This window comes from Plasticicumulans acidivorans (assembly GCF_003182095.1).
Classification (GTDB): Bacteria; Pseudomonadota; Gammaproteobacteria; order Competibacterales; family Competibacteraceae; genus Plasticicumulans; species Plasticicumulans acidivorans.
This window is the reverse complement of record NZ_QGTJ01000007.1, coordinates 100,722-117,247: the sequence shown is the minus strand read 5'-3', so window position 1 is coordinate 117,247 and position 16,526 is coordinate 100,722. Positions and strand designations below refer to the sequence as shown.

The following is a 16,526-nucleotide window of genomic DNA, read 5'->3' as shown; positions in this document are numbered from 1 at the left end:
AGCGGCGCCGCAACACACATTGCCGTGTACTTGCCCTCGCAAAAATAGACCGACCGGTCTACTATTCGGCGCATGAACAGCCGCCGCTCCGTCACCCGCGAATCACTGCTGCGCCTCGGCGTCGAACTGCTGACCGAGCAGACCTATTCGAGCACCGGACTCGACGCCCTGCTGCGCCGTGCCGGCGTGCCGAAGGGCTCGTTCTATCACCACTTCGCCAGCAAGGCCGACTACACCCACGCCGTCATCGACGCCTACGGCGCCTACTTCGCGAAAAAGCTCGAACGCACGCTGCAGGCGCCGGGGTGCACGCCGCTGGCCGGGCTGGCAGCCTTCATCGACAGCGCGATCGCCGGCATGGCGCGCTACGCCTGCCGCCGCGGCTGCCTCGCCGGCAATCTCGGGCAGGAACTGGCGGCGCAGGACGAGCACTTCCGCCAGCAGCTCGACGCCCTGCTCAGCGACTGGCAGCGCCGCGTCGCCAACTGCCTGCGCGCGGCGATCGCCGCCGGCGAACTGCCCGCCGACTGCGACGCCGAAGCCGCCGCTGCGCTGTTCTGGATCGCCTGGGAAGGGGCGATCCTGCGCGCCAAGCTGGCCGGCTCGACAGCGCCGCTGCAGCTGCTGCGCACGCAGTTCTTTTGCCGCGTGCTCGGCGTCGCCGAGCCGCCTTTCACCGAGTGACACCCCGGAGGTAAGCCGATGTTCCGTGCCATCTATCTGGAAAAACCCGCCGATCGCACCGAGGCGCGTGTCGCCGACGTCGATGAGGCCGAGCTGCCGGACTACGAAGTGACGGTGCGTGTCGCGCACTCGACGCTCAATTACAAGGACGGGCTGGCGATCACCGGCAAGGCGCCGGTGGTACGCCGCTTTCCGATGGTGCCCGGCATCGACTACGCCGGCCGCGTCGAGGCCAGCAGCGACCCGCGCTGGCAGGTCGGCGACGAGGTCATCCTCAACGGCTGGGGTGTCGGCGAGGCGCACTGGGGCGGGCTGGGGCAGTACGCGCGGGCCAAGGGCGACTGGCTGATCGCGCGCCCGGCAGCGTTCAGCACGGCGCAGGCAATGGCGATCGGCACCGCCGGCTACACCGCGATGCTGTGCGTGCAGGCGCTGGAGCGCGCCGGGCTGACGCCGGACCACGGCGAGGTGCTGGTCACCGGCGCCGCCGGCGGCGTCGGCAGCGTCGCCGTCACCCTGCTGGCGCAGCGCGGCTTTCGCGTGCTGGCCTCGACCGGCCGGCCGGCGCAGGCCGATTACCTGAAGTCGCTCGGCGCCGCCGAGATCATCGACCGTGCCGAGCTCTCCGCCGCCGGCAAGCCGCTGATGAAGGAGCGCTGGGCCGGCGCCGTCGACACCGTCGGCAGCCACACGCTGGCCAACGTCTGCGCCAGCACCCGCTACGGCGGCACCGTCGCCGCCTGCGGCCTGGCCGGTGGCATGGACCTGCCGGCGACGGTCGCGCCGTTCATCCTGCGCGGCGTCACCCTCGCCGGCATCGACAGCGTGATGGCACCGCGTGCACGCCGCGAGGCCGCCTGGGCCGCGCTGGCCGCCGAACTCGACGCCGCGCAGCTGGCGGCGATCACCACCGAAATCCCCCTCGCCGACGCCATCGCCGCAGCGCCGGAACTGCTCGCCGGCCACATCCGCGGCCGCCTGGTGGTCGACGTCAACCGCTGATGGTCAAACCCGGCGCGGACATCTGTGCGCGCAGTCGGCGAGCACTTCACTGACACAGGTACCGGCTCCGCCGATCGTCGCCGCATCGTCGGTGCGTCGGCGGTCACGCCGGCCTTGGTGCGTCACAGCCAGTCGCGCTCGACTGCACGCCGGACCAGCGCTGGATCGGGGTTCAGCGCGGGCGATCCGACTTACATCGCCAATGCCCGCAACACTTCTCAAAATACCGGGCGCACCGGGAGGTGCGTACGTCGGGGTATCGGTGCCGGGCTGTACAATCCCGCCCTGCACGCGACATCCAACCGCAGTCTGTCAACGCCAGGCTGCAGTGACGAAAACCGCCACTGACATGAGGCGGCGGGCGGCACGGGCCTCATGTAGATGCGGGCAACGGAGACACAGGCGTGCGCCAAACCCGATCCCTGCACGCCGGCACGGTCGTTCAAAGCAGCGATACTCACGGGCCGGATCGGCCGCTCGTCACCGCAGATCAACCAACCATTTTCAACAGAATGCGTATGTGCATGCATCCGATATCGTTTTCAGGCCGACATGCTGATACCCATAAGAAACACATCGCTGATCAGGACCGTCGCGCACCGTAGGTTGCAGACACCGGATACAGCCGGTCATCATGCCCGCAGGAGGTCAATCCATGGACCCAGTTAGCTTTTTACCGGTAATCGGAGCCATGCTGTCAGCACTGCTGATGGGCTATCTGATTGCGAAAAGATACGGGGTCGAGCCAGCCAAAGGCCGTTTTTCATCAATTGACGGACTTCGTGGATACCTCGCGTTTTTCGTTTTTCTACATCATTCATGCATCTGGTTTTTTTATCTCAGGACCGGCCAATGGCGGGTTCCACCGTCAAATTTATATACGCATTTCGGTCAGAGCAGTGTCGCTCTGTTTTTCATGATCACAGGGTTTTTGTTTTTTTCTAAAATTCTAGATGGTCGAAAAAAGAAGATCGACTGGCTGAAGCTGTTCGTTTCCCGCTTTCTGCGGTTGACACCCTTGTATGCATTTTCAATGGCTTTACTGTTTTTTATAGTGTTTGCTTTATCTCAATGGACACTCAAAGAACCACTTTATACAGTCACCAAAGAGCTCATCTGCTGGTCAGGGTTCACGATTCTCGGCGACCCAAACATCAACGGCATCAGCCATACCAGCATTATCATTGCCGGCGTTACCTGGTCGATCCCATATGAATGGTTCTTTTACCTTTCACTGCCGGTACTCGCCCTTGCCGTGCTGGTCATTCCGCCACTGCCGTTCATCGCACTGGGCATTGCCGGTGTGTTGAGTTTCGCTTGGTGGCAACCCAGCTTTTATCATTTAATGGCATTCCTCGGCGGCATCGTCTCAGCTTTTCTCGTGCGCTCAGATCTCTACAGAAAGCTCTGTACTTCAAATCTCAGCGCGCTGATCGCCATTGTATTTATATTAATGACAATCACCCTGTTCCCGACGACCTACGGGCTCAAACCAATAATCCTGCTATCCGGTGCGTTCGCGATCATTGCCGGAGGCAATACCCTTTTTGGTGCACTGACAAACGACGTTTCGCGTACGCTGGGAGAAATGGCGTACAGCATTTATCTGCTGCACGGAATTCTGCTGTTTGTCACATTCACGTTCGTTCTCGGCACCGATAAGGCGAAGCTGTTTTCAGCGCAGGAACACTGGCTGACGATCATTGCGCTGGCCCCGGTCTTGATCGCCACGGCCTATGCCACGTTTCGCCTGATAGAACAGCCTGGCATGCAGAGTACGAATGCAGCGACGGCCTGGCTGCGCTCGCGCCGCATTTTCGGCTACCGGGCCAGTGTCACGTGTCCCGCCTCGACAGAAACCCAAGGCAGTTGAGACCCGCTGAACATCAGACGGCAACAGTCGTTTGCCGCCCTGCAGCATGACAGTCATATTTCAGCCCTAGTGTGCGCGCATCGGTCAGCCACCGTGTGAGCACCTGGCCATGCATGTTCTCTCCCGCCTGCGGATGCGGCCCCGCCTGCTGTTGTTGTTCCTGCTCAGCGGCTGCCTGCCGCTGCTGATCGCCGGGGCGCTGGTGCTGCCGCGCCTGGAAGCGGCGCTGAGCGATGCCCGGGCCACCGCGGGCGAGGCGCTGGAAGCGCAGATCGGCCTGCGCCTGCGCGGCCAGCGCGATGCCCTGGCGGCGCGCGTCAGCGAGCGCATGCGCGTGCTGAGTGATCAGCTGCAGACGCTGGCCGAAGGCCCGCTGATGATCGACACGCTCGATCGCTTCACCTTCACTTTCAACAACTACCGCACCGAGGCCGACGTCAACGGCACCACCCTCAGCGCCCGCCGCGAGCGGCTGCACAGCTGGTACGACGGCCCCTTCGCCAGCGTCCTGCGCGCCGTGCGCCCGCCGCAGCCAACGCCGGTCGACGACTGGATCGCCGCACTCAGCGCCAACGCCGTGGCGCTGCAGACGCGCTTCGTCGACGGCCTGCCGACCCCGGCCGGTGCCAGCGGCAACACCCAGTACGAACAGCTGCACGCCCGCCTCGACCCGGCGCTCAGCCGGCTGGCAGCGCGCCTCGGCGTCGCCGATCTCTACCTGATCGAGACCGACAAGGGCGATGTCGTCTACTCCAGCGCCCGCCAGGCCGACTTCGCCACCTCACTGGCCAGCGGACCGTGGCACGACAGCGGCCTCGCCACCGCCTGGCAGCGCGCCAACGCCATGAAAGCCGGCAGCGGTTTCGTCTTCGTCGACTTTGCGCCGTACACGCCGCTCGGCGCGGCGCCGGCGGCATTTCTCGCCGCGCCGGTGTTTCGCACCGGCGTGCGCCTCGGCGTGCTGGCGCTGCGCCTGAGTCCGCAAACGCTGAGCGAGGCACTGCACGGCGGCGACGGCCACTTGCAGCTGCACCTGTACGCCGCCGACGGCCTGCCGCGCAGCGATCCGCCGGCGGATGCGCCCGGTGTCAGCGTCGCCACGGCGCTGCTCGAACCGGCGAAGCACCAGCAGGCATCGGCGCCACTCACCGCGGCGCTCGCCGGCAGGACCGGGCTCGACAGCTACCGCGCCGATGACGGCCGCGAATACCTCAGTGCCTACACGCCGCTCGACATCGGCGGCCAGCGCTGGGCGCTGCTCGCCGAGACCGCGCGGGCCGAGGCCTATGCACCGGTCGCGGCGATGGATGCCGGCGTGCATCAGGCCGAGGCGGCGATTTCCACCCGCCTCGCGCTACTGCTGCCCCTGCTGGTGCTGGCGATGGCGGCGCTGGCCTGGTGGCTGGCAGTGGCCATCAGCCGGCCGCTGCAGCGCAGCGTCAGCGTGCTCGAAGCCGTCGCCGCCGGCGATCTCGGTCAGCAGGCCGACTGCGCCGGCCGCGACGAGCTGGCCCAGCTCGGCCAGGCGCTGGAACGCACGCTGGCCGGCATCCGCGGCGCCGTGCAATCGACGCAGGTCGACTGGGAGGCGATCGCGCTGCAGCGCCGCGAACTCGGCCGGGTGCAGGCGATGATGGAAGGCGCACCGGTCGGCATGCTGTTCGCCGAGCCCGACGGCCGCATCCGCTACCTCAATCCGGCGATGCGCGCGCTGCTCGCCACGCTGGCCGAAACGCTGCCGGCCGCGGCTGCGACGCCGCTCGACCAGCCGCTCGTGGCGCTGGCGGACGTGAGCCCGCTGCAGGCCGGCGAGCGCGTGCGCCGGCTCGGCGACGAGCATGTGCAGCAGCGCCTCGATGCACTGCAGGCCAGCGACGGCGAGCCGCTCGGCTGGCTGCTCAGCTGGCAGCCGGTAACGGCGACGGTGCAGGCGCAGACGGCGATGCGCGCCGCCAGCGAACGTGAACACGCGCAGCTGGAGCTGCTGCGCGCCGACGCCGACCGCGTTCTGGAGCAGGTGCGCACAGTGGTCGCCGGTGATCTGCGCAGTGCGGATCAGCAAGCGGTCGATGATGCGCTGATCGGCCAGATCGCGGCCGGCATCGCGGCGCTGATCGACGATCTGCGCCAGCGCATCACCGCCATCGCCGGCGAGGCGCAGCAGGTCAGCGAGGCTGCCAGCCGGCTGACGGCGATCAGCGAACGCCTGAGCACCGAGGCCACCGACAGCGCTGACGGCACCCGGCTGGCCGCCGGCGACGCCGATGCCATCAGCGCGCGGATGGACACACTGGCCGCCGCCAGCGAGCAGCTCAGCGCCAGCACCCGCGAGATCGCCGGCAACGCCGCCGAAGCCCGGCGCATCGCCGATGCCGCGCAGAGCGCCGCGCGCACCGCCGATGCCCGTCTCGATCAGCTGCGCACCAGCGGCGAGCGTATCGAGGCCATCGTGCAGCTGATTGCGCGCATCGCCGCGCAGACCAACCTGCTGGCCCTGAACGCGACGATCGAGGCGGCGCGCGCCGGCAGCGCCGGGCGCGGCTTCGCGGTGGTGGCGCAGGAGGTCAAGGAGCTGGCGCGGCAGACCTCGCAGGCGACCGAGGACATTGCCCAGCGCGTCAGTGCGATGCGCGACGACACCCACGACGTCGGCGAGACCATCGGCCAGATCGGCGCGGTCGTCGACCGCATCCACGGCCTGCAGACCGGCATCGCCGAGGCCGTCGCGCAGCAGAACAGCGTCAGCAGCGAGCTGGCCCGCACGGTCGCCGAAGCCGGCAGCGTCACGCACGGCATCGCCGAGCAGCTGGCGACACTGCGCGCGCGCATCGCCGACACCGCACAGGACAGCACCGAGGTGCGCACCGCCGCCAGCGCGCTGGCTCAGCTGGCCGGCGGCCTGCGGGCGCTGATCGCCCGCTTCCGCTGCTGAAGCCTCAGTGCGTGCTCGACAGGCCGGCGTCTTCCGGCAGGCCGCTGATCAGGTTCAGCGACTGGATCGCCGCGCCCGAGGCGCCCTTGCCGAGGTTGTCGAGACGGGCGATCAGCAGCACCTGGCCGCTCTGGTCGTTGGCGTAGACGAACAGTTCGAGGTCATTGCTGCCATTGAGCGCATCCGGGCGCAGGAAGGCGCCGCGCTCCAGCGCCTCGGTACCGTCGAGCGGCATCACGTGGACGAAGCGCGAACCGGCGTAATGCGCACGGTAGGCCTCGACCAGCGTCTGCCCGCTGACGCCGCTGGCGAGCTGCGCGTAGTGCAGCGGCACCGTCACCAGCATGCCCTGGGCGAAATTGCCGACCGCCGGGAAGAACAGCGGCGCGTGCTGCAGGCCGCTGTAGGCGCGCATCTCCGGCACGTGCTTGTGCTTGAGCGTCAGGCCGTACATGCCGAAAGGCTCGGCCGTGCCCGATTCATAGGTATTGATCAGCGCCTTGCCGCCACCGGAATAGCCGGAAACACCGCTGACGGCGATGTGGGCGTCGCAGGCCAGCAGGCCGGCCTCGGTCAGCGGCCGCAGCAGGCCGATGGCGCCGGTCGGGTAGCAACCGGGGTTGGCGATGCGCTTGGAGGCCAGCAGCGCGGCCCGCTGCCCGGCACCAATCTCCGGAAAGCCGTAGGTCCAGCCGGCGGCGACACGGTGCGCGGTGCTGGCGTCGATCACCGCGACCGCCGGATTGTCGATCATCGCCACCGCCTCGATGGCGGCGTCGTCGGGCAGGCAGAGGATGACGACATCGGCACTGTTGAGCAGCTCGCGGCGGGCCTGCGGATCCTTGCGCCGCTCGGCGGCGATCGACAGCAGCTCCAGCTCGGGGCGGGTTTCGAGGCGGGCGCGCACCTGCAGGCCCGTGGTACCAGCCTCACCGTCGATGAATACGCGGATGCTCATGCGAAAGTCCTCGTCGCCGTGCCCGGGGGCAGGCCAATGATCAGGGGCGCGCATGATAGCGCGCCCCCGGCGTCAGGTCCGCGACAAAGCCGCCGCCCGCCTCACCAGACGAAGAACAGCGCCGCCCAGCCGGCAACCACGCCGGCCGCACCGAGCCCGAGCAGCGCGCTGGCGGCCAGCCGCCGCACGCCGCCGGCGTAGCGGCCGCTGCTGCGCCAGCCCAGCCACAGCGTCCACAGCGCCGCCGCCGCCAGCAGCAGCGCGCGCATCTCGTCGACGCCGCCGAGGCGGATGCCATCACCTTTGAGCAGGCTCAGCGTGGTCATCGACAGCCCGAGGAACACCCCCACGCCGCCCAGCGGCACGAAGCACAGCGCCAGATGGTGACGCGCCGGCAAGGCGCCGAGCAGCCGCGCCGCCAGCGCGCACAACGCATACAGCAGGCCGCCGACCACCACCCCGGTGCCGAGGATGTAGGCGGCGATCAGGCCGCCGTCGAGCCAGGTGAAGACATCGTGGTTCTGCGGATAGTGCGTCAGCAGCCACCACGGTGCGTTGTCGGCGAGCAGCCAGTCGGCGCCGCGCTCGACCGCCCAGTCGACGGCGGCGAGACGCAGGTCGACGTAGAGCGGACTGGCGGTCCAGTGAAAGGCACCCATCGCCACGCCGATGATGCCGAACAGCAGCAGCGCGCTGTCCCAGCCGCCGGCGTCTTCGCCGCCGTGCTCGACGATCTCGGCATTCGGCGAACGCCGGCTCAGCGCCACCGCATCGCGCTGGCCGCTGCAGCGACCGCAGGCGTGGCAGGCGGCGGCGCCGTGCATGCGGCGGATGTCGATCAGCGGCGCGCAGTTCGGCGGCAGGGTAATGCCGCCGGCCTGCGCGTCCCAGCGTTCGCGGTCGACGCGAAAGTGCAGCGGCGCCAGTCGCGCCAGCAGATTGAACACGCCGTTGACCGGGCACAGGTGGCGGCACCAGACGCGCTTGCCGCGACCATAAAACCAGCCGACCAGCATCGCCGCCAGCGTCGAGCCGCCGAGCACCAGCAGGGCCGCCTGCGCGTACTGGTAGACGCTGACCAGCTGGCCGTAGACGGTGGTGAGCACGAACGCCACGCAGGGCCAGCCGCCCCAGCGCAGCCAGCGCGGCATGCCACGGCCGCGGCCGTGGCGGCTGACCGCCTCGGTCAGCGTGCCTTCGGGGCAGAACACCCCGCACCAGACGCGACCGAGCAGCACCATGCTGAGCAGCACGAACGGCCACCAGATGCCCCAGAACAGGAACTGCGCGAACAGCGTCAGATTGTCGAGGATGTGCGCATCGTCGGCCGGCAGCGGCAGCAGCGCCGGCACCACGATCAACACCCCGTAAAAGGCGACGACCAGCCATTGCAGGCGGCGGATGGCGGTGCCGTGGCGGCGCATCGCGTCGCCGAGACGCAGCAGCCAGCCGGCACGCGCAGGAGACGTCTCGAACACCGCGGCCATTGCCTCAGCTCCGCGCCGGCAGCGCCTGCGCGCGCGCCTGGGTCGGCACTGCCGAGTGGCGCAGCAGCCACCACACGCCGAGCCAGAAGGCGGCATAGATCAGCACCGAGATCAGTGCCGGCTGCGCCCGATAGCCGGTCAGCGCCGACACCAGCCCGCCGACGCTGCCGCCGTCATCGAGCAGCGCCGTGGTGTTCCACAGCGGATCGACCAGCGTCGGCAGCACATCAAGCGAGATCAGGCGGTCGACGCCACTCATCAGCAGCGCAGCGGCCAGCAGCAGCAGCAGTGTTTCGCTGAAGCGGAAGAAGGTGCGCCAGGACAGCCAGCGGCTGCTCGCCTGCAGCAGCCAGAAGGTGGCGAAGGCGAGTGCCAGACCGAGCGCCGCGGAACCGGCGAACAGCGCCAGATCAGCGCCGCTGTGACGGGCGCCGAGACCGTAGAGGAAGATCACCGTCTCGCTGCCTTCGCGGGCGATGGCGATCGCCACCAGCACGGCGATCCCCCAGCCGTTGCGCTCTTCGAGGTGGCGTGCCGCGCCCTGCTCCAGCTCGCGCTTGAGCGTGCGGCCGTGGCGGCGCATCCACCACACCATCTGCACGATCAACAGCACCGCGACCAGCACCATGCCGGCCTGGAACCACTCGCCGGACTCGCCGTCGAGGAAACTCGCCGCGCCGAGGATCGCCATGCCCAGTCCGGCCGCGGCGGCGAGGCCGAGACCGACGCCGGTCCACAGCCAGCGCAGCCCCTGCCGCGCATCATCCTGCTGGCGCAGCCAGACGAAGAGGATGCCGACGACGAGCATGGCCTCGACGCTCTCGCGCCAGACGATGAACAGTACGTCACCCATGATGCAGCTCCCGGCGCGCCGTCAGCGCGCGATGATCGCGCCCTGCCCGGTCGCTTCGTGGAACTCGTCGAAGAAGCGGTAGCGGCCGGCGCCGAGCGCCTGGAACACCAGCGTCGACTTCGCTCCCGGAGCCAGCACTTTCTCCTTGCGCAGCTCGCTGCTCTCGAATTCGATCGGGTCCTTGCCGGTGTTTTCGATTTCGAGGCGGAATTTGGTACCGGCCGGCACGACGATCTCGGCCGGCTCGAAGGTACCGTCGCGGGCCACCAGCCGGAAGGTCGGCAGGTCGGCCAGCGCCGGCAGCGCGGCGGCGCACAGCACCGCGGCAGTCACGGTCATCAGCAGGGGACGCATATCTCACGCTCTCCGGTAGCGGCGGCTCAGTAGCCGCCTTTCTTGCCGATGCCGGCGTAAGTGAAGTCGTAGCTGACGTCGAAGGGCTTGAACCACTCGCCGACGCCGGTTTCCTTGTCGGTGTGGCGGCCGAAATGCGCGTGGCCGCTGCCGGGCGGGGTGATGTGCAGCGTCAGCCGGTACTTGCCGGTGCCCATCATCTTGACGTTGTCGCCGTAGTGCGGACCGTCGGAGGCCACCATCGGCATGAACTCGCCGCTGGCCTTTTCACCGCTGTCGAGCCTGGTCAGCTCGTAGCTGACGCCGAGATACGGCACCCAGGAACCTTCCTCGAAGCCGTTCGGGTTGTCCTTCAGTGCCTTGATGTCCGCTTCCATGTGCACGTCGGAGTCCTCGGCCTTACGCATCATGCCTTCGGGCTCCATCTTCACCGGCTGCAGGTAAACGGCGGCGATCTCCAGGCCGGCGTGCTGCTGCGGCTTGCCGGCGGGGAATTCCTTGGCCTGGACGGCGCAGGGCAGCAGCAGGGCTGCGGTGAGCAGGACAGAGGGTTTCATCAAAAGCACTCCTGAAAAGCAATAAATGCGGAATGCGAATGATGTTAAATTCAGCCGTTCAACAAATGCAAATCATTCCTATTTCTTAAGACAGCTTAAGCCGGCATAAGCGCCGGCCGGCGTTCAGCGCCCGGCGCGCGGCAGCTCCTGCTGCAGCGTCTGCAGCCAGCGCCGGGCGTGCTCCTCGTCGAAACCGGCAAGGCGCACGGTCGGCTGCGCGCTGTCGTCGAGGTGGAAAATCAGCTCGCGATGCACCCGCGGCTCCGACATATCGTTGCCGCCGGGCGACTCGTAACGCTGCAGTTCCCAGCGGCGCACCTGGTCGTAGCGGTAGATTTTCGTGCTGCTCAGGCCGAGAAAGGCGATGCGCTGCGCCTGATGATCGAAGGCAACCGGATTGACGGTGTCGTCGAGCGTATAATCAGGATGGAATCCGTACTCTTTGAGCCGATCCATCGACGCCGCGTTGTGCATCGAAAAAAACCACCACAGACCGATGCCCAGCGCAACCACCAGCAATACCAAAATCATCTGCGTATCTCCGTGCAAAACGGACCAGCATTCCAGGCCCGGCCACGCGCCGCCCCCACCGAGGCCCCATTCATGAACGTACAAGCCCTGCGCGACATTGCCACGACCACTGACCCGCTGTGGGACGCGGTCCGTGAAGAAGCCGCCCGCACCACGCGCGAGGAACCGATCCTCGCCAGTTTCCTGCACGCCACGCTGCTCAACCACCGTGATCTCGGCAGCGCCCTGTCCTTCACGCTGGCCAACAAGCTCGGCGGCTCGATCGTGCCGCCGATGGTGGTGCGTGAAATCATCGAGGAAGCCATCGCCTCGGCACCCGCGCTGCTCGATGCCGTGCGCGCCGACCTGCGCGCGGTGCGCGAACGCGATCCGGCCTGCCCCGGCTACGCCGTGCCGCTGCTGTATTTCAAGGGTTTTCAGGCGATCCAGGCCTACCGCGTCGCCCACGCGCTGTGGACCCACGGCCGCGAGGCGCTGGCGCTGTTCCTGCAGGCACGCATCAGCGAGGTCTATTCAGTCGACATTCACCCGGCGGCACGCATCGGCCACGGCATCCTGCTCGATCATGCGACCGGCCTGGTGGTCGGTGAGACCGCCATCATCGAAGACAATGTCTCGATACTGCAGGGCGTGACGCTGGGCGGGACCGGCAAGGAAACCGGCGATCGCCACCCGAAAGTGCGTGCCGGCGTGCTGATCGGCGCCAATGCCACGGTGCTCGGCAACATCGAAATCGGCACCGGAGCGAAGATCGGCGCCGGCAGCGTCGTGCTCGACCGCGTACCGCCGCACTGCACCGTGGTCGGTGTACCGGCCCGCGTGGTCTGCCGCTGCCGCGACCAGGAACCCGCCCGCTCGATGGACCACCACATCGAGGGCTGAGCGCGAAGACCGCGACACGGCCGCCCCGGCGGCCGTCGGTCCGCTTCAGAGTGCTGGCAGCCAGTGCCAGGCGGCGAGACCGGCCACCGGCACCGCCACCACGGTCACCAGCAGCAGCAGCGCGTGCAGCGTGGCCCGCGCACCGTCCTTGAGGCCGCCGCCGAGCGCCAGCATCAGCTCCGACCACAGCCACAGCACCAGCAGCGTGCCCAGTACGCCGGCCCAGATCAGGCCACCCTGGCGTGCCAGCGCCGCCCAGTCGAGCGACGCGAGCGTCGTCTGCAGATCATTCATTCAAGCCCCCTCACGGAAAAACAGCAGTAAAACCAGGCCGACCACCAGCGCGAACGCACCCGACAGCTGGGTCACCGTGGCGACCAGTTTGAGCTTGCCGGTCGCTGCCTGCGGATGGCGGGCCAGCATCGCGGCCATCGAGCGCGCCAGCAGCAGATCCATCACGCCGACCGCGAGCAGCAGCAGGCCGACCCACATCGGCACCTGTATGTTCGTCATTGACTGACTCCTCAGACCATCGGGATCACGACGCGCAGCAGCGTGCGCACCTGCTCCATACCCAGCTTCAGGCACTGGTCGATCTGCTCCATGGTGATCTCGCCCTCGCCCTTGCCGGCGGCCCAGTTGGCGACCACTGCGCAGCTGGCGTAGGCGATGCCGAGCTCACGCGCCAGCGCCGCCTCGGGCATGCCGGTCATGCCGACGACATCGCAGCCGTCGCGCTCCAGACGCAGCACTTCGGCGGCAGTCTCCAGACGCGGGCCCTGCGTGGCGGCGTAGGTGCCGTCTTCGATCGCCTGCAGCCCGGCAGCGCGGGCGCCGGCGATCAGCTTTTCGCGCAGCCCGGCGTCATAGGGCCAGGTGAAGTCGATGTGGGTGACGTGGGTGAGATCGCCTTCGAAGAAGGTGTTATGCCGGCTGTAGGTGTAATCGATGATCTGGTCGGGAAAAGCCAGCACGCCCGGCCCCATGCGCGCGGTGATGCCGCCGACGGCGGCGACGGCGATGATGCGCTCGACGCCGATGTGCTTGAGCGCCCACAGGTTCGCGCGGTAGTTGATCTGGTGCGGCGGGATGGTGTGGCCGTAACCGTGTCGGGCGAGGAACACCACCGGATGACCGGCGAGCACGCCGTGCGTGATCGGGCCGGAAGGTTCGCCGTAGGGGGTGGAGACCATCTCCTTGCGGGTGATTTCCAGCGTCTCCAGCGAGGTCAGGCCGGTACCGCCGATGATCGCGAGCAGATCGGACATGCGTCGCAGCGCTCCAGGTTGCAGGATTCGAAAACGTGACAGCCGCGGCCGCCACGCGGTTCAGCCGAGGGCTTCACTCGGGCAGAGCGTATACGCCCGGCAGGTTACGCAGGTATTCGTGGTAATCCATGCCGCAGCCGAAGACATAGCGGTCGGCCACCTCGACACCGACGAAATCGACCTCGAAGCCCGGCACCTTGCGGGCGTGCACCTTGTCGACCAGCACCGCGCTCAGCACCTCGGCGGCGCCCTCGCCGCGCAGCTCCTCGACGATGGCCTTCAGCGTGTAGCCCTCGTCGAAAATGTCGTCGATGACCAGCACGCTGCGCCCCTGCACCGGCAGGCTCGGCCGCACGATCCACTGCAGGCTGCCGCCGTGGGTTTCGCCACGATAGCGGGTGGCGTGCAGGTAGCCGATCTGCAGCGGGAAATCGAGCTTCGGCAGCAGCAGCCCGGCCGGCACGATGCCGCCGTTGAGCACCACAAGCACCACGGGATCGCGTGCGCCGAGCCGTGCGTCGATGGCGGCGGCGAGCCGCTGCAGCGCCTGCTCGATCTGCTGCGGGGAGACCAGCTCCTCGGCGCTCGCGCGCACCGCGCGGATATCCTGCGGCTGTTGCGACATGGCTGTACTCCCGGCTTCAGTAGGTGAAGGTGACGGTGTCGTCGTCCATCGCCTCGCTGATGATGTAGGCACCGCCGACGACTTCGGCGATCTCGGGGATCATCTCGCCGGTGAGCCGCTCCTGCGTCTGCGTGCAGATCTTGAACTTGACGCCGGCTTCGGCGGCATCGCGCAGCAGATCGTAGGCCGAACGGCCTTTGCCGACGCTGACCTCATTGGCGAAGGCGCGCTGCGCCAGCGCGCCGCTGCGCCCGGTCAGCACCATCTCGACGTCGTATTCCATCGCCGCGGCCACCGCCGCCTGAGCAAACACCGCATTCAGCACGGCGGCATCGCTCGGATCTGCATTCGTCAATATAAACAACAGCTTGTCTGACATTACGATCTCCGCACGGCGGCAGCTAGCAAAGCGAGCGCGCGATTATAGGGAGCCCTCCCGGACGAGACCACCCGCCCGGTCAGTCCAGCGTGCGCTCAGATGTCCATATCATCGAGGGCGTGCGCGGCCGGATCACTGACCAGGCTCACGGCGCGCCGCCAGGCTTCGGTGGCGTGCAGCGCGCGGTAATCGATGTGGCCGCGGCCGTGCAGGCGCACCAGGCGCAGATGCGTGGCGGGCTGTGCCGGATCGTCGAGCCCGCGCAGGATCTGCCGGGCGGCGGCCCGATCGTTACAGGCCAGCACCATGTCGCAACCGGCGGCCAGCGCGGCCCGCGCCCGCTCGGCCGGCCCGCCGGCAAAGCCGGCGGCGGCCATGTCCAGATCGTCGCTGAAGATCACGCCCTGAAAGCCCAGCTGCCCGCGCAGGATCTGCCGCAGCCACACCGGCGAGAAGCCGGCCGGCCGCGTATCGACCTGCGGATAGAGCACGTGCGCCGGCATCACCGCGGCCAGGCCGTAATGACACATGCGCTCGAAGGCGATGAGGTCATAGGCGGCGATGTCGGCGAACGGCCGCGGGTCGACCGGCAGCTCGTGGTGTGAATCGGCACTGACATGGCCATGCCCGGGAAAATGCTTGCCGACCGCCTCCATGCCGGCCTTCTGCATGCCGCTCATGTAGGCCTGGGCCAGCTCGGCGACGGCTTCGGGCCGTGAATGGAAGGCGCGATCGCCGATCACCTGACTGCGGCCGACGTCGACATCGAGCACCGGTGCGAAACTGAAATCGACGCCGCAGGCCCGCAGCTCGGCGGCCATCAGCCAGCCGCTGACGCGCGCCAGCTGCTTGGCACGCATCGGCTCGCGGTCGTACAGCTCACCGAGCGCGCGCACGGCCGGCAGGCGGGTGAAGCCCTCGCGAAAGCGCTGCACACGCCCGCCCTCGTGATCGACGCCGATCAGCAGCCGCGGCGAGCGCAGCGCGTGGATCTCGGCGCACAGTGCGCTGAGCTGCGCCGGGTCGTGGTAATTGCGCGTGAACAGGATCACGCCGCCGACCAGCGGATGACGCAGCAGCTCACGCTCCTCGTCGCTCAACTGCAGGCCGACCAGGCCGAGCATGACCGGACCGAGGGATACGGGGCTGGCTGGGGTATTCATGCTTCGATCAGGACCTCATCGCCGACCCGGACGCGCTCGAACAGCTCGACCAGCTCGTTGTTGCGCATGCGGATGCAACCGTGCGAGCGCGGCACGCCCATCGGCTCGGTATCCGGCGTGCCGTGGATATAGATGTAGCGCCAGGCACTGTCGCAGTCGCCGTAACGATTGAAATGCGCCTGCAGACCGCCGAGCCAGAGAATGCGGGTGAGAATCCAGTCGCGCCCCGGATGCGCCGCGGCATAGGCCGGCGTCCAGACCTCGCCGGTCGGCCGGCGCGCGCGAAACACCGCGCCGAGCGGCTGGCCAGCGCCGATCTTGGCGCGGATGCGGTGACGGCCGCGCGGCGTGCAGCCGCTGCCCTTCTGCTCGCCGGCACCGGCGGCGGCCGTCGACACGCGGTACTCGGCTTCAGTACGGCCATCAGGCGCCAGCAGGCGCAGCCACTGCCCGCCGATGCTGACCTGCAGGCGCGTCACCACGAACGGTACGGATGCAGCGCGAGCTGGGTGTTGTAGTAGCGCACGTCGAGCGAAACCTCCTCGCCGGCCCAGTCCGGGCGCGCGAAGGGCTCGCCCTCATAGGCCAGCTCGACCTCGGCGACCACCAGCCCGGCGTTGTCGCCCTCGAACACGTCGATCTCCCAGAGATGATCGGCGAACGGCACGTAGTAGCGCGTCTTTTCGACCTTGGTGCCGCACAGCGTGGCCAGCAGTTCCTCGGCGTCGGCGAGCGGGATCGGATACTCGTATTCGGCGCGCGAAGTGCCGATGCCGGAGCTCTTGATGTTCAGCCGTGCCTCGTCACCCTCCAGGCGCACCCGCACCGAACGCACCTCGTCGCTGACCAGATAGCCCTGCGACATGCGCACGCTGCGCTCGACGGCCGCGCGCCAGGCTTCGCTGATGACCAGGAATTTGTGCTCGACTTCCGTCGCCATACGGCCTCCGCAGCCGGATCGAGTGGGGCTGCGATGGT

19 protein-coding genes are annotated in these 16,526 nt (G+C 67.9%); 5 read left to right on the top strand and 14 right to left on the bottom strand.

Annotation, left to right across the window (positions count from 1 at the left end; translation table 11 throughout):
* Window positions 1–72 precede the first annotated feature (72 nt).
* From C7443_RS12935 to C7443_RS12920, 4 genes are all read left to right on the top strand, one after another.
* Window positions 73–684 (top strand): TetR/AcrR family transcriptional regulator, encoded by a 612-nt coding sequence (locus C7443_RS12935; RefSeq protein WP_110019033.1) that lies wholly within the window; start codon window positions 73–75, stop codon window positions 682–684.
* Between the two features lie 18 nt (window positions 685–702).
* On the top strand, window positions 703–1,686 hold the full coding sequence (acuI, locus tag C7443_RS12930) for an acrylyl-CoA reductase (NADPH) (protein ID WP_110019032.1): 984 nt from the start codon (window positions 703–705) through the stop codon (window positions 1,684–1,686).
* Window positions 1,687–2,341: 655 nt separating this feature from the next.
* On the top strand, window positions 2,342–3,559 hold the full coding sequence (locus C7443_RS12925; RefSeq protein ID WP_170123607.1) for an acyltransferase family protein: 1,218 nt from the start codon (window positions 2,342–2,344) through the stop codon (window positions 3,557–3,559).
* A gap of 109 nt (window positions 3,560–3,668) precedes the next feature.
* Window positions 3,669–6,491: a methyl-accepting chemotaxis protein gene (locus C7443_RS12920; protein WP_110019030.1), complete on the top strand. Its 2,823-nt coding sequence runs from the start codon at window positions 3,669–3,671 to the stop codon at window positions 6,489–6,491.
* Between the two features lie 4 nt (window positions 6,492–6,495).
* Here the strand turns inward: C7443_RS12920 and argC are convergent, their stop codons facing one another.
* From argC to C7443_RS12890, 6 genes are all read right to left on the bottom strand, one after another.
* Entirely contained in the window at window positions 6,496–7,449 is a 954-nt protein-coding gene (gene argC / locus C7443_RS12915) for an N-acetyl-gamma-glutamyl-phosphate reductase (RefSeq protein ID WP_110019029.1), read from the bottom strand.
* Between the two features lie 101 nt (window positions 7,450–7,550).
* Window positions 7,551–8,936, bottom strand: coding sequence for a 4Fe-4S binding protein (locus C7443_RS12910; RefSeq protein ID WP_110019028.1), 1,386 nt, complete (start codon window positions 8,934–8,936; stop codon window positions 7,551–7,553).
* 4 nt (window positions 8,937–8,940) lie between these two features.
* On the bottom strand, window positions 8,941–9,789 hold the full coding sequence (locus C7443_RS12905) for an FTR1 family iron permease (RefSeq protein WP_110019027.1): 849 nt from the start codon (window positions 9,787–9,789) through the stop codon (window positions 8,941–8,943).
* A gap of 21 nt (window positions 9,790–9,810) precedes the next feature.
* Complete coding sequence (locus C7443_RS12900) at window positions 9,811–10,143, bottom strand: cupredoxin domain-containing protein (protein WP_110019026.1); 333 nt, start codon at window positions 10,141–10,143, stop codon at window positions 9,811–9,813.
* 26 nt (window positions 10,144–10,169) lie between these two features.
* Window positions 10,170–10,700 carry an iron transporter gene (locus C7443_RS12895; protein WP_110019025.1) on the bottom strand — a complete coding sequence of 177 codons (531 nt, stop codon included), beginning with the start codon at window positions 10,698–10,700 and terminating at the stop codon, window positions 10,170–10,172.
* A 123-nt stretch (window positions 10,701–10,823) separates the two neighbouring features.
* Window positions 10,824–11,231 (bottom strand): hypothetical protein, encoded by a 408-nt coding sequence (locus C7443_RS12890; RefSeq protein WP_110019024.1) that lies wholly within the window; start codon window positions 11,229–11,231, stop codon window positions 10,824–10,826.
* A gap of 72 nt (window positions 11,232–11,303) precedes the next feature.
* Here C7443_RS12890 and cysE point away from each other — a divergent pair, with 72 nt between their 5' ends.
* On the top strand, window positions 11,304–12,113 hold the full coding sequence (gene cysE, locus C7443_RS12885; protein WP_110019023.1) for a serine O-acetyltransferase: 810 nt from the start codon (window positions 11,304–11,306) through the stop codon (window positions 12,111–12,113).
* 45 nt (window positions 12,114–12,158) lie between these two features.
* On the opposite strand, the gene C7443_RS12880 is transcribed toward cysE, so the two are convergent.
* The 8 genes from C7443_RS12880 to C7443_RS12845 form a co-directional block, all read right to left on the bottom strand.
* Window positions 12,159–12,407 (bottom strand): hypothetical protein, encoded by a 249-nt coding sequence (locus C7443_RS12880; RefSeq protein WP_110019022.1) that lies wholly within the window; start codon window positions 12,405–12,407, stop codon window positions 12,159–12,161.
* Entirely contained in the window at window positions 12,408–12,626 is a 219-nt protein-coding gene (locus C7443_RS12875) for a hypothetical protein (RefSeq protein WP_110019021.1), read from the bottom strand. It abuts the gene before it with no gap.
* A gap of 11 nt (window positions 12,627–12,637) precedes the next feature.
* Complete coding sequence (locus tag C7443_RS12870) at window positions 12,638–13,381, bottom strand: S-methyl-5'-thioinosine phosphorylase (RefSeq protein WP_110019020.1); 744 nt, start codon at window positions 13,379–13,381, stop codon at window positions 12,638–12,640.
* Between the two features lie 73 nt (window positions 13,382–13,454).
* Window positions 13,455–14,006 carry a hypoxanthine-guanine phosphoribosyltransferase gene (locus C7443_RS12865; RefSeq protein WP_110019019.1) on the bottom strand — a complete coding sequence of 184 codons (552 nt, stop codon included), beginning with the start codon at window positions 14,004–14,006 and terminating at the stop codon, window positions 13,455–13,457.
* A gap of 16 nt (window positions 14,007–14,022) precedes the next feature.
* Window positions 14,023–14,385, bottom strand: a complete 363-nt coding sequence (locus C7443_RS12860; RefSeq protein WP_110019018.1) for a DsrE family protein — start codon at window positions 14,383–14,385, stop codon at window positions 14,023–14,025.
* A 95-nt stretch (window positions 14,386–14,480) separates the two neighbouring features.
* Window positions 14,481–15,548, bottom strand: coding sequence for a beta-N-acetylhexosaminidase (gene nagZ / locus C7443_RS12855; RefSeq protein WP_110019017.1), 1,068 nt, complete (start codon window positions 15,546–15,548; stop codon window positions 14,481–14,483).
* Window positions 15,545–16,027 (bottom strand): L,D-transpeptidase, encoded by a 483-nt coding sequence (locus C7443_RS12850; RefSeq protein WP_425467089.1) that lies wholly within the window; start codon window positions 16,025–16,027, stop codon window positions 15,545–15,547. The genes nagZ and C7443_RS12850 overlap by 4 nt, the downstream gene beginning before the upstream one ends.
* The gene (locus tag C7443_RS12845) at window positions 16,024–16,488 is read right to left on the bottom strand and encodes a CYTH domain-containing protein (RefSeq protein WP_110019016.1); all 465 of its coding nucleotides are present in this window, start codon (window positions 16,486–16,488) and stop codon (window positions 16,024–16,026) included. Before C7443_RS12845 ends, C7443_RS12850 begins: the two co-directional genes overlap by 4 nt.
* Between the last annotated feature and the right edge of the window lie 38 nt (window positions 16,489–16,526).